Below are 13454 nucleotides of genomic sequence, written 5' to 3'. Positions count from 1 at the left end.
GGCCAGGTGGAGGACGGCGTGGCGGCGGCGCGTCCGGGACCGGTCTTCCCTACGTTCCTTGCGGCGCCCCTTGGGCATACCGTGAACGCGGCGCCCAGGGCCGCCCCCTTTCACGGCTGCCGTCCCATGGCCGCCGTTCCCCCTGTGACGGAGGTGTTTCAGTGCGGATCGCCACCACGATTTTCCTGACCGACGAGACGATCAGTCCGGTACGGCTCGCGCGCGAGCTGGAGCAGCGCGGATTCTCCGGCCTGTATCTCCCCGAGCACACCCATATACCCGTCAGCCGCGACACCCCGGCCCCCATGGGGGAGCCGCTTTCGCGCGAATACGGGCGCTCCCTCGACCAGTTCGTCGCGCTCGGCCAGGCCGCCGCGGTCACCGAGCGCCTCGCCGTGGGCTCCGGGATCACGCTGGTCGCCCAGCACGACCCCGTCGACCTGGCCAAGCGGGCGGCCACCCTCGACTTCCTCTCCGGCGGACGTTTCACGCTCGGCATCGGGTACGGCTGGAACGTGGAGGAGGCCGCCGACCACGGGGTGCAGTGGTCCACCCGCCGGGAGCTGGTGCGGGACCGGATGGCGCTGATGCGGGCGCTGTGGGCCGAGGAACCGGAGTCCTACGAGGGCGAGTTCGCGTCCGTACGGGCCAGCCTCGCGTACCCCAAGCCGGTGACGCCGCCGCGCGAGCGCGCCGGAGCCGGGCCGCTGACCGGGCCGCGCACGCTGATCGGCGGCATGGCCGGGCCGAAGCTCTTCGCGCATATCGCGGAGTACGCGGACGGCTGGATGCCCATCGGCGGCGGCGGTCTGGCGCAGTCGCTGCCGGTGCTGCGGCAGGCGTGGCAGGACGCGGGGCGCGAGGGGGAGGGGCCGGAGGTCGTCCCGTGCGGGGTGCTGCCGTCGGAGGGCAAGCTCGCGCGCTACCGGGATCTGGGGGTGTCCGAGGTCGTGCTGGAGCTGCCCGCGGCGGGGGAGGCCGAGGTGCTGCGGACGTTGGACGAGTACGCGCAGTATTTGTGACGCTGTATCCGCGACGCGCGTGGCGCGGGCGTGCCGCGGGCTCGGCCGGTCCGCGCCCGCGTCTGCTCCGCGCCCGCGTCTGCTCCGCGTCCGTACGGAATCGTGCCCTCCGGTACACCTGGAGGGCACCTCCGCCTGACGTGATCAGCTCCACACAAACAGCGCGCCCGTCGCCGTCTCACTGTCAGTGCCCGCTCGTATCCTCAAAAGATGACTTCGAGCGCGCAGGTACCCGACCAGGCCGCACCGACCGCCAACGCCATGCGTCGCGCGCTCAAACGGGCCCGCGACGGGGTGGCCTTGGACGTCTCCGAGGCCGCCGTGCTGCTGCAAGCGCGCGGCGACGACCTCAAGGACCTCACCGCCTCGGCGGGCCGGGTGCGCGACGCCGGCCTCCAGGCCGCGGGCCGCCCCGGCGTCATCACGTACTCGCGCAGCGTCTTCATCCCGCTCACCCGGCTCTGCCGCGACAAATGCCACTACTGCACCTTCGTCACCGTCCCCGGCAAGCTGCGCCGCGCCGGACACGGGATGTTCATGTCCCCCGACGAGGTCCTCGACATCGCCCGCCGCGGGGCCGAACTGGGCTGCAAGGAAGCGCTCATCACCCTCGGCGACAAGCCCGAGGATCGCTGGCCCGAGGCGCGGGAGTGGCTGGAGGCCGAGGGGTACGACGACACCATCGCGTACGTACGCGCCATGGCGATCCGCATCCTGGAGGAGACCGGGCTCCTCCCGCACCTCAACCCCGGCGTCATGTCCTGGACCGACCTCCAGCGGCTCAAGCCCGTCGCCCCCTCCATGGGCATGATGCTGGAGACGACCGCCACCCGCCTGTGGTCCGAGCCCGGCGGCCCGCATTACGGCTCGCCCGACAAGGAGCCCGCCGTCCGGCTGCGCGTCCTGGAGGACGCCGGCCGCTCCAACGTGCCGTTCACCAGCGGCCTCCTGATCGGCATCGGCGAGACGTACGAGGAGCGCGCCGAATCCCTCTTCGCGCTGCGCAAGACGGCCCGCGCCTACCACGGCATCCAGGAACTCATCATCCAGAACTTCCGCGCCAAGCCGGACACCGCGATGCGCGGCATGCCGGACGCCGAGCTGGCGGACCTGGTCGCCACCGTCGCGGTCGCCCGGCACATCATGGGCCCCGCCGCCTGCCTCCAGGCCCCGCCGAATCTGGTGGACTCCGAATACGCCCAGCTCATCGAGGCCGGCATCGACGACTGGGGCGGCGTCTCGCCGCTCACCCCCGACCACGTCAACCCCGAGCGCCCCTGGCCCCAGATCGACGAGCTGGCCGAGCGTTCCGCCGCCGTCGGCTTCGAACTGCGCGAACGGCTCGCGGTCTACCCCGAGTTCATCCAGCGCGGCGAGCCCTGGCTGGACCCGCGGCTGCTCCCGCACGTACGGGCGCTGGCCGACCCCGAGACCGGCCTCGCCCGCCCGGACGCGGTGGTGGAGGGCCACCCCTGGCAGGAGCCCGACGAAGGCTTCTCGCTGGGCGCCTCCGGCCGTACGGACCTGCACCACACCATCGACACCGAGGGCCGCACCGCCGACCGGCGCGACGACTTCGACGACGTGTACGGCGACTGGGAGGCGCTGCGCGAGGCGGCGGCCCCCGGCATGATCCCCTCCCGCATCGACGCCGACGTCCGCTCCGCGCTCTCGGTCGCCGCCGACGACCCGACCCGGCTCACCGACGACGAGGCGCTGGCGCTGCTGCACGCCGACGGCCCGGCGCTGGACGCGCTCTGCCGCGTCGCCGACGACCTGCGGCGCGCGACCGTCGGCGACGAGGTCACGTACATCGTCACCCGCAACATCAACTTCACCAACGTCTGCTACACCGGCTGCCGGTTCTGCGCCTTCGCCCAGCGCCGCACCGACGCCGACGCGTACACCCTCTCCCTCTCGCAGGTCGCCGACCGCGCCGAACAGGCGTGGGAGGTCGGCGCGACCGAGGTCTGCATGCAGGGCGGCATCCACCCGGACCTGCCGGGCACCGCCTACTTCGACATCGCGCGCGCCGTGAAGGAGCGCGTGCCGGGCATGCACGTGCACGCCTTCTCCCCGATGGAGATCGTCAACGGCGCGTCCCGTACGGGCCTGTCGATCCGCGAGTGGCTGACCGCCGCCAAGGAGGCCGGGCTCGACACGATCCCCGGCACCGCCGCCGAGATCCTCGACGACGAGGTCCGCTGGGTCCTGACCAAGGGCAAGCTGCCCGCCGCCACCTGGATCGAGGTCGTCAAGACGGCGCACGAGCTGGGCATCCGCTCGTCCTCCACGATGATGTACGGGCACGTGGACCAGCCGCGCCACTGGCTGGGGCACTTCCGGACGCTGGCGCGGATCCAGCAGGAGACGGGCGGTTTCACCGAGTTCGTCACCCTGCCCTTCATCCACACCAACGCCCCCGTCTACCTCGCGGGCATCGCCCGCCCCGGTCCCACCACTCGCGACAACCGAGCGGTCACGGCCATGGCCCGCGTCCTGCTGCACCCGCACATCACCAACATCCAGACCAGCTGGGTCAAGCTCGGCACGGAGGGCGCGGCCGAGATGCTCCGCTCCGGCGCGAACGACCTCGGCGGCACGCTGATGGAGGAGACCATCTCCAGAATGGCCGGTTCCTCCTACGGCTCGTACCGCTCGATCCAGGACCTCGTCGCCATCGCGGACGCGGCGGGCCGGCCGTCCCGGGTCCGTACGACGACGTACGGCGAGGTGCCGGAGGAGCGCCAGACGGCGGCGCTCGCCTCGGACGGGCACCTCCCGGAGCTGCTGCCGGTGCTGGGGGACTAGCGGCGGTTACGGTTCCGTTGCCGAGCACAAACTGGCTGGAAACCGACGGGTGCATAAGGTGTGCGGATGTCTTGGCCGCAAAATCCCCAACAGCCCGATCAGCCTCAGCGACCGCAGCAGGCCCCTCAGCAACCACCGCCACCTCCGCAACACCCCGCGCAGCCGCCCCAGCCCCCGCAGCAGCAGCCGACTCAGCAGGTGCAGCAGCCCCAGCCCTCGCAGCAGCCGCAGCAGCCGCAGGGTTTCGGTCCGCCGCCGGTGTGGGGGCCGGGGGCTCCGGCGTACGGTCCGCCGGGCCAGGCGCCCGGCCCCGGCATGGCCGGCCCCGGTGTTCCGGGTCCCGCCGGTCCCGGTGTTCCGGGTCCCGGATCGCAGCCGCCCGGCCGTAATGGCAAGAAGGGGCTGCTCGCGGCGGTCGGCGCGGTGGTGGCGCTGGCGGTCATCGGCGGCGGGGTGTACCTGCTGACCAGCGGCGACGGCGACGACAAGAAGTCGGACGAGGCCAAGGACAAGCCGAAGTCGTCCGCCTCCGCCTCTGCCTCCCAGGCCCCGGCCGGCGGCGGGAAGGGCCCGTCGGGCGCGCCGTCGGGCGACCCCGCCGGGTCGGCCGCCGACAAGCCGATGGTGACGGGCTGGCAGACGCAGGCCCGCGACGAGCACCACTTCCGTTACGACGTGCCCGGCAAGGCCGAGAAGTGGCAGACCTTCTCGCCGGATCAGGCCCTCGCCTACAACGACGACCAGGGCAAGCCGATCGTCGTGATGACCGGCACGTCCAACTACCGCGAGGGCGGCTGCGCCTCGACCGCGAACCCCAAGGCGTTCGGCGAGGCGGGCAAGGGCCAGCTCGCCACCGTCGGCACCACCGGCGGCGGCAAGGCGGGAGCGCTCCCCGAGAACGCCCGCAACTGGGCCGGGAACTGGGGCTTCGCCGCGTACGGCGGCCCCGCCAACAAGCCGAAGGTGAAGGTCGGCCCCGCCAAGCCGTGGAAGCACAACGGCATCGACGGCTACACCGCCACCGCCGAGGTGACCATCGCCAACCGTGCCAGCAAGTGCGTACCGGCCACCGCCATCGTCCACAGCATCGCCCAGAAGATGCCGGACGGCACCATGCACGGCTGGGTGATCTACGCGGACCAGGGCGTTCCCGACGCCCTGACCAAGGACCAGATCGCCAAGATCATGAACACGGTCCGCCCGACGGCCCCCTGACCCCCGTCACCTGTTCCGGGGACGCCGCCCCGGAACAGGTGACGAGTCTCCGCGCCGCCGTCGCCCCTGCTCGCGACCGGAGCTCAAGGCACAGGATCCGGTACCCGGGATCCGAGCGATCCCAATGGAACGGTCGGGGAAACATAACCCTCCTCACCAACCCTGAGAGGGCAGCGGACCAGGGGAGATGACTTTTGGTGATCGAGTCGCCACGGAGGGCTGGGAGCGTGTACGGTGCCGCTCAAGCACTCAAGAAGCGACCCCCGAAGGCGTTGGCGCGCACGACGGGGGTCTAACCACGAGAGATCGAGAACGCGATCCTGATGGCTCCAGCAGACTTTAGCGCCCACGACTCCGAGACAGACCTCCGCCCCCGGATGGCGGCAGTCGGTTACGGCAAGCGCACCATTTCCGGCCAAGGCCCCCGCAAGGCAGCCGATTTCGCGCATCTGCCCAGGCGGGAGGCGGCCATCGCCTCGTATATCGACCGGCTGCCCGACGGCACCTGCATCTCCATCAAGGCGCTGGCCGCGCAGCTCGAATACGGGCAGTGCGCCCTCGGCACGGTGCTGCGGCGACTGGCGCTGGAGGGGCATCTGAGGCGGTTCACGGAGTGCCTGGACGGCGGAAAGCACGTCACCCGCACGTATTTCTCACGGGTGCCGCGCAGCGACGCGTGGTGGGCCGCCTTTCAGCGCGGGCAGGACATGGACGAGTGGCAGGAGCCGGAGGCCCGGCCCGCGTTCGTGCCCGAGGCGGAGAACGAGCCCGTCGCCGAGGTGGCCACGGAGCCCGTGCCACGGGCGGAGCGCGCGTACCGGCTGCTGGCGCGGCTCGGCGAGGCGGACCGCCGGCTGGCGCTCTCCGCCGCCGAATGCCGGGCGCTCCAGCCGCTGGTGGAGGAATGGCTCAAACGCGATCTGTCCGGCCCGTACTTCACGACCCAGATGATCTCGGGGCTGCCTCCCGAAGTGGGCGCGCCCAAGCGGTTCGTCGAGAAGCGGATCGAGATGAAGATGCCACCCGCACGGTGGTCCCCCAAGCGCACGCCGTTGGTCCTTGAGTGTGTCGTCTGCCGGGCCCCCGGCCGCGCGGCCGCGCTCAGAGGCGGCGTGTGCGACGGCTGCTACGGGGGAGTGGAGGGCACTCCCGGCCCGGTGCGGTACGGGACGGCCCCGGGCGGCGCGGCTGCCTTGAGTGGTATGGCGGCACCGGGCACGGCAGCGGCTCCCCACAAAACCGCGAAGCTCGCTCAACCCGCCAAGCCCGCCAAGCCCCCCAAAGCAGCCTCGATCAAGATGGCGCAGCACTTGGTGGACACCCTCCCCGACTCGCTCCTCCTCGACCGAGCGGTCGTTGACCCGGACGCCTTCGATCAGGACGCCCTGGCACGGGCCGACGCCTACGTGCGTCAGCGCGCGTCCGGCATCCGCGATGCCCTGCGCGAACGCCGGGCCCGCGACCAGTAGCGCGGCCCGGCGGCGTGGCGGCCCGGCGGTCCGGTCATCCCCCTTCGTGCTCCATCTCGTGCTGGAGGATGCACTGCTGCCAGCGCGCCAGGGCCTCCGCGCGGTCGCCGCCGTTCTCCTGGGTGGCCGAGATGAGGGCGTCGGCGGCCATCGCCGCGAGTCGGACCGCGATCCGGGAGACGTCGCGGGCGTCCAGCGGCTTGAGGAGCTCCACCGCGCCGTCGCTGTCGTCCGCGAGGGCGCAGGCGATGACGGCCATGGTGGTGCGGTCACTCTCGAACGAGTCGGACATACCCAGAGCATGCCCACCCGGCGGCCCGCTGATCGTCCGGATGCGCTGTCGCCCGTACCGCGGATCGGCCGGAAGTGACCGGTGGCGGTCGATTAAAGTGCTGAGTCGGTCCGGTACCTGACAAGTGCCGGGCGTACGTCGTACGGCTGACCACGGCCGATATGCGCGACGGCCGGGACGGGGACAGCCGCCAGAACCAGCCGCCAGAACCAGCCGAGAGAACGATCCGGCAGAACGAGCCGACGCAAGGAGGCGAAGGCGTGAGCGCGAACGCAGCTACTGCCATATGGGGCCGCGTCGAGCAGCAGGACTTCCGCAGCCGGGTGCGCGGCGCGCTGCTCGGCGGCGCCATCGGGGACGCGCTCGGCGCGGGCATCGAGTTCGACTCCCTGGCCGACATCCGCGCGCGGCACGGAGCGGAGGGCGTCACCGACTACGTACCGGCGTACGGGCGGCGCGGGGCCGTCACCGACGACACTCAGATGACGCTGTTCACGGTGGACGGGCTGATCCGGGCGCAGGTGCGGCGCGACACGGGCGCCTGGCACCCGCCGACCGATGTGCACCGTGCCTACCTGCGGTGGGCGGCCACCCAGCGCGACTGGGGGCCCGACGAGCGCAAGCCGGACGCCGGGTGGCTCGCCCGCGAGGAGTGGCTGTACGCGCAGCGCGCCCCCGGCCGCGCCTGCCTGTCGGGGCTCGGCGACGAGACGATGGGGACGGTGGAGAAGCCGAAGAATCCGGACTCCAAGGGGTGCGGGGCCGTGATGCGGTCCGCCCCGTTCGGGCTGCTGGTCGGCTGGGAGCAGGAGCTGGTCTTCCAGCTCGCCGTCGAATGCGGCGCGCAGACGCACGGTCACCCCACCGGCTATCTGGCGGCGGGCGCTTTCGCCGTCATCATGCACGGCCTGGCGCGCGGCGAGTCGCTGGACGGCTCGGTGCAGCGCGCGCTGGCGCTGCTCGCCGCGCGCCCCGGCCACGAGGAGACGACGGACGCGCTCCAGCAGGCGCTCGGGGCCGTACGGCAGGGGCTGCCCTCGCCGGAGCGCGTCGAGGCGCTGGGCGAGGGGTGGACGGCCGAGGAGGCGCTGTCGATGGGCCTCTACTGCGCGCTGGTCGCCGAGGACGTACGCCATGGGCTGCTGCTCGCCGTCAACCACGGCGGCGACTCCGACTCCACGGGCTCCATCTGCGGCAATCTCCTGGGCGCGATGCACGGCGAGACGGCGCTGCCGCCGGGCTGGCTCGCGGAACTGGAGGGCCGGGCCACGGTGCTGGAACTGGCGGACGACTTCGCGATGGAGATGACGCAGGGGGCCGCGCTGCACGGCCCGGCGGGTTCGACGCAGGCGTGGCTGGAGCGGTACCCGCGCTCGTAAAACGAATGTCTTCCGGCTGCCGGCTGCCGACTACCGGCCGCTGCCGGTTCCGGTAGTGGTCCAGCGCGGATCGGCGCGCCCCAGCCACGCGTCCTGCTCGTCGGCCAGCGGCCGTACGAGCGGGAGCGGGAGGAACCGGCAGGCGAAGGCGAGGCCGGCGTCGCCTCCGTCGCCGCCGACCCGGTGGGTCCACGCGTCGGCGGTGTCCGCCGGGGCCCGCAGGTGGAAGAAGGAGGTCCGGCGCGGCGCTCCCGTTTCGGGGTGCGGCTTGTCCTCGACGGCGAGCTGCCGGACGACGGCGGTGGTCAGCAGCCCGGTCTCCTCGGCGACTTCGCGGAGGACGGCTGCCTCCGCCGCCTCGCCGGGGCCGACCCCTCCGGCGGGCACCTGGGTGCCCGCCTCCGGTATGCCGATGTGGTCGAAGACCAGGAGTTCGGGGACGGCGCGGTGCCGGATCACGTACGCGGCGACACGGATTCTGGGGCGGGGCGGGGGCAGGGGCAGGGGCATCCCGGCATTATCGGTTGCCCGAACCCCGCGCCACGGCTGATTTCCCTGCTTGAGGCCGTGCGGATGGCGGCGGAGCATGTGCCGGACCGTGCTCGTAGACGGTCGGCCCCTGAGGCACCGGCTTTTGACGCGTGGGAGCGCACCAATGGCACCGCTGCCACGCCGGGGCCGTTCGGCCATTCGGGTAGTAGCGGACCGGGGGCGACGGCATCCGCACACGATCGGGCATACAACACATATGTCCGAAATGAGTGATACGGGTCACCCCCGCGGGGGTGGCGTGAGCAATCCCCTGGAGCGGCTGGGCAAGGCCGCGTGGCAGGCGCTGTTGCTGCTGGGGCTCGCCGCGATCGCGATCGGCGTGATCACGTTGGTGTGGCCGGGCCGGACGCTGCTGGTGCTGGGCGTGTTGTTCGGCATCTACCTGCTGATCAGCGGCGTGATGGAGATCGTGGCCGCGTTCGGCACGTTCGTCAGCGGCGGCATGCGCGTCCTGCTCATCCTCGTCGGCGCGCTGTCGATCACGCTGGGCCTGCTCTGCTTCCGGAACGCGCTGCACACGTCGGTGCTGCTGCTGAGTCTGTGGATCGGAATCGGGTTGCTGATGTACGGCATCGCCACCGTGGTGACCTCCATCGAGATCCATAGCGGCTGGGGCGTGTTCCTGGGGCTGCTGGCCGCGCTCGGCGGCATCATCGTCATCTCCTGGCCCATGACCTCGATCGTCACCCTGGCGGTGTTCACCGGCATCTGGCTGATCGCGGTCGGCCTCATCGAAGTGATCCACGCCTTCACGCTGCGGTCCCTGGCGCACTCGCGTCACGGCTCCGGCCGACACGCGACCACCGGTACGTGACGACCGCCGGTGCGTAGCGACCACCGCCGTGTGACGACCACCGTTGCGTAGCGGCCACCACCGTCGCGTAGCGGCCACCGCCGTTGCGTGACGACCGCCGCCGCGTAACGGCCGCCGCCGTGGTCCGACGCCGCGTGCCGCTGAGCTGCGCCCGGGGGCGGGCGGCTGTACGGCCGGCCGCCGACGGCTTCGCGGTGCCGCACTCCGCCGAAGGGCGCGTCGCGGGCTGGAGTGGCGAGCCGGGAGCGGCGGGACCAGCAGGTGACAATTCGGGTGAATCGCGAATGATCCGGCCGGAGGGGCCATGAACCACCAGCCGCCGGGACCACCTGACGCTACGTCACCTGACTCCCGTAGCGGTGCCACGCGAGCCGACGGCGGCGGTGCGCCGGCAGCGGTCCGCGTCACCCTGCCCGGCGCCTGGGGGGCGCTGCTTTTCGCATGCCTGTCCTTCACCCCGTCGCTTCTCCCGCGCGGCGGAATCCTTCAGGGGGTGATCTCCGGGATCCTCGCGGCGATCGGTTACGGGCTCGGCGTCACCGCGGCATGGGTCTGGCGAGCCTTCGCCGATCGCGGACGGCGTACCGCGCGGCGGCGGGCCTGGCGGCTCTTCCTCGTCGCCGGGCTCGTCCTGTTCGGCACCGCGTTCGGGTTCGGGCAGTACTGGCAGCACCAGATCCGTCGGCTGGTGGGCGTGACGGACTACAGCCTCCTCCAGACGGTCCTCTCGCCCCTGATCGCGTTCGCGCTCTTCTGCGTCATCCTGCCGGCCGCCCGGGGGGTCCGGCGGCTGTACCGCCGGCTGGTCCGCCTGCTCCGCCGCTGGACCGGTGAGCAGGCGGCGAAGGCGGTCGGCGGGGTACTCGTGGTGGCCGCGGCCTATCTGGTCTTCAGCGGTGTGCTCGTCGACGGCCTGGTGGCAGCGGCGAACCAGGCGTTCTCGCTGCGCGACACGCAGACGGCGGAAGGAGTGCGCCGGCCTACGACCGCCCTGCGCTCGGGCAGCCCGGGCTCGTCCGTGCCGTGGGACTCGCTGGGCAGGGAGGGGCGGACCTTCGTGGCCGGCGGGCCCTCGGCCGCCGAGATCAGCCGGTTCACCGGGCGCCGGGCCGCGGAGCCCGTCCGCGCGTACGCGGGGCTCCAGACGGCGGACGACACGGAGTCCCGGGCCGCTCGCGCGGTCGCCGATCTGCGCCGCGCCGGCGGATTCAAGCGCCGCAACCTCCTCGTCGTGACCACGACCGGCAGCGGCTGGGTCGATCCCGCCGCGGTGGACACCTTCGAGCACCTCACCGGCGGCGCCGCGGCGACCGTCTCGCTCCAGTACTCCTACCTGCCTTCGTGGATGTCGTATCTCGTCGACCGGTCCAAGGCCGGAGAAGCGGGCCGCGAACTCTTCGACGCCGTCTTCGACGCCTGGTCGAAGCTGCCCGCAGGCGAGCGCCCACGGTTGTACGTGGCCGGTGAGAGCCTGGGGTCGTTCGGCGGGGAAGCCGCCTTCAGCGGCGAATACGACCTGCGCAACCGCACGGCGGGCGCGCTCTTCGCGGGCCCTCCCAACTTCAACACCCTGTTCCGGCGGTTCAGCGATCACCGCGAGCCCGGCAGCCCCGAGGTCCAGCCCGTCCACAAGAACGGGCGCACCGTACGGTTCGCCACCGCCCCCGCGGTGAACATCCCGCCGTCGCACGCACCGTGGCGCGGCACGCGAGTGCTGTACCTCCTGCACGCCTCCGACCCCATCGTCTGGTGGGGCCCGCGTCTCCTGTACGACGAGCCGGACTGGATCGGCGAAGCTCCCGGCCACGACGTGCTCAGATCCATGTTCTGGGTCCCGTTCGTGACGTTCTGGCAGGTCACCGCCGACCTCCCGTTCGCCACAGCGGTGCCCGACGGCCATGGACACACCTACAAGGCCGACTTCGTCGACGGCTGGAACGCGGTCCTGAGGCCCCCCGGCATCGGCGAGCGGGACCTCGCCCGCCTGCGGGACATCATTTCGCGGAAGCTGACGGGCTGACGGGCTGACGGGCGCCGCCCCACTCCGAAGCGTTCACGCCCGTATGTCCCCGCGCCCGTACCCTCACACGTCCGTACGCGCCCGTACGCCCACACGCCCCGCCCTACTCCGAAGCACTCGTCACCGTACGGTCCACGTGTCCCTCTTCGGGCGTACCGGCCGCCGCCACGGCGGCCCCGGCCCCGGCCCCGTCGTCATCGGTGTTGATCTTCGCGATGACGGCGTCGCGCTCGGGCGTGGCCTCCGGCCTGATGAAGCCGACGAGGATGAAGAGGACCAGCGACGTCGCCACCGGCGTCACGATCTGGACCTGGAGCGAGAGCCCGGCGATGCCGTAGTTCGTGAGCCAGAAGCCGAAGAGGCCGACGGCCCAGCTCACCAGGGCTGCCGTGGGGCCGGACTTACGGAACGGGCGCAGGAGGCCCAGCATGAAGGGGATGGCGATGGGGCCCATGAGCCCGGCGACCCACTTGATGACGATGGTGATGATGTCCTTGAAGGCGGGCGAGTTGACCTGGGTGGCGATGGCCATGGACAGGGCCAGGAAGGACACCGTCGTCACGCGCGCCGCGATCAGCCCGGCCCGCGAGGACCACTGGCGCGCCTTGCGGGAGAGTACGGGCGCGATGTCGCGGGTGAAGACGGCGGCGATGGCGTTGGCGTCGGAGGAGCACATGGCCATCGTGTGCGAGAAGAAGCCGACGACGACCAGGCCCAGCAGGCCGTGCGGCAGCAGCTGTTCGGTGAGCAGCGCGTAGGAGTCCGAGGCGTCCGGCTTCTTGGCGTGGACCAGGAGCGGCGCCACCCACATCGGGAAGAAGAGGACCACCGGCCACACGAGCCACAGCGCCGCCGACAGCCACGCGGAGCGCCTGGCCGCGTGGGCGCTGGAGGTGGCCATGTAGCGCTGCGCCTGGTTCCACATGCCGCCGTTGTACTCGAAGGTCTTGATGAAGAGGTACGCGAGCAGGAACGTCACCGTGTACGGGCCGGCGGTCGGGTGCGTGTGGCCCGCGGGGAGCTTGTCCCATACGTTCCACAGCCCGCTGACCCCGCCGATCTTCGACAGCACGGTGACGAGCATCGCCACCCCGGCCAGCAACTGGATGATGAACTGCCCCAGTTCGGTGAGCGCGTCCGCCCACAGGCCGCCGACCGTGCAGTAGACGGCCGTGATGACGCCGGTGATGAGAATTCCCTGATTGAGGGAGGCCCCGGTGAAGACGGACAGCAGGGTCGCGATGGCGGCCCACTTGGCGCCCACGTCCACGATCTTCAGCAGCACGCCCGACCAGGCCAGCGCCTGCTGCGTCGGCAGGTTGTAGCGGTTCTTGAGGTATTCGAGCGGCGAGGCGACGTGCAGCCGGGAGCGCAGCCGGTTGAGGCGGGGCGCGAAGAGGTTGGCTCCGATGGCGATGCCGACGGCGATCGGGAGCGACCAGGTGACGAAGGACGTGATGCCGTACGTATAGGAGATGCCCGCGTAGCCGGTGAACATCACGGCGCTGTAGCCGGACATGTGGTGCGAGATGCCGGACAGCCACCAGGGCATCTTGCCGCCGGCGGTGAAGAAGTCGCCCACGTCGCCCACGCGCTTGTGGGACCAGACGCCGATCGCGACCATCACGCCGAAGTAGCCGATGAGTACGGCCCAGTCGAAACTGTTCATGCCCCCTCCAGGGGTCCGCCTTGTGAACGGGAGCGCGCTTCGTCAGTACGTCCGTACAGGCGGTGTCCCGCTGCGGGAGCGGGGACTTCCGGGATTGAACCGCTTGTCCCGGCGGCCGGTCAAGGGTGTTCACGGTCAGGGATATGAACGGCAATCAGAAAGCAGAACGATTTTGCCTCTTCTTGACCCTCTGGGGCGTTGTCCCGAACGT

The 13454-nt window shown here is 71.5% G+C and carries 10 protein-coding genes; 7 read left to right on the top strand and 3 right to left on the bottom strand.

The annotated features are described in order from the left end of the window. Positions 1-161: 161 nt before the first annotated feature. From AB0I49_RS05350 to AB0I49_RS05335, 4 genes are all read left to right on the top strand, one after another. On the top strand, positions 162-1022 hold the full coding sequence (locus AB0I49_RS05350) for a TIGR03619 family F420-dependent LLM class oxidoreductase (protein WP_363225502.1): 861 nt from the start codon (positions 162-164) through the stop codon (positions 1020-1022). Between the two features lie 210 nt (positions 1023-1232). After that, positions 1233-3833 (top strand): bifunctional FO biosynthesis protein CofGH, encoded by a 2601-nt coding sequence (locus AB0I49_RS05345; protein ID WP_363225501.1) that lies wholly within the window; start codon positions 1233-1235, stop codon positions 3831-3833. A gap of 198 nt (positions 3834-4031) precedes the next feature. Beyond that, on the top strand, positions 4032-5048 hold the full coding sequence (locus AB0I49_RS05340; protein WP_363225500.1) for a hypothetical protein: 1017 nt from the start codon (positions 4032-4034) through the stop codon (positions 5046-5048). A 323-nt stretch (positions 5049-5371) separates the two neighbouring features. After that, on the top strand, positions 5372-6517 hold the full coding sequence (locus AB0I49_RS05335) for a hypothetical protein (RefSeq protein WP_363225499.1): 1146 nt from the start codon (positions 5372-5374) through the stop codon (positions 6515-6517). Between the two features lie 34 nt (positions 6518-6551). Here AB0I49_RS05335 and AB0I49_RS05330 read toward each other — a convergent pair whose 3' ends face one another. Continuing rightward, complete coding sequence (locus AB0I49_RS05330) at positions 6552-6809, bottom strand: hypothetical protein (RefSeq protein WP_363225498.1); 258 nt, start codon at positions 6807-6809, stop codon at positions 6552-6554. 260 nt (positions 6810-7069) lie between these two features. Here AB0I49_RS05330 and AB0I49_RS05325 point away from each other — a divergent pair, with 260 nt between their 5' ends. Further along, positions 7070-8188: an ADP-ribosylglycohydrolase family protein gene (locus AB0I49_RS05325; RefSeq protein WP_363225497.1), complete on the top strand. Its 1119-nt coding sequence runs from the start codon at positions 7070-7072 to the stop codon at positions 8186-8188. A 30-nt stretch (positions 8189-8218) separates the two neighbouring features. On the opposite strand, the gene AB0I49_RS05320 is transcribed toward AB0I49_RS05325, so the two are convergent. Then, positions 8219-8698, bottom strand: a complete 480-nt coding sequence (locus tag AB0I49_RS05320; protein ID WP_363225496.1) for an NUDIX domain-containing protein — start codon at positions 8696-8698, stop codon at positions 8219-8221. 280 nt (positions 8699-8978) lie between these two features. Between AB0I49_RS05320 and AB0I49_RS05315 the strand changes: the two genes are divergently transcribed. Then, entirely contained in the window at positions 8979-9554 is a 576-nt protein-coding gene (locus tag AB0I49_RS05315) for a DUF308 domain-containing protein (RefSeq protein WP_363225495.1), read from the top strand. Between the two features lie 304 nt (positions 9555-9858). After that, entirely contained in the window at positions 9859-11574 is a 1716-nt protein-coding gene (locus AB0I49_RS05310) for an alpha/beta hydrolase (RefSeq protein WP_363225494.1), read from the top strand. 103 nt (positions 11575-11677) lie between these two features. Here AB0I49_RS05310 and AB0I49_RS05305 read toward each other — a convergent pair whose 3' ends face one another. Then, a complete protein-coding gene (locus AB0I49_RS05305; protein ID WP_363225493.1) occupies positions 11678-13243 on the bottom strand; it encodes a sodium:solute symporter family protein in 1566 nt (521 codons plus the stop codon). Positions 13244-13454: the final 211 nt, after the last annotated feature.

Origin of the sequence: Streptomyces sp. NPDC050617, assembly GCF_040654795.1 — a bacterium.
In the GTDB taxonomy this organism is placed as follows: domain Bacteria; phylum Actinomycetota; class Actinomycetes; order Streptomycetales; family Streptomycetaceae; genus Streptomyces.
Note: the sequence above shows the minus strand (reverse complement) of the source record. Positions and strands in the feature narration are given on the sequence as shown.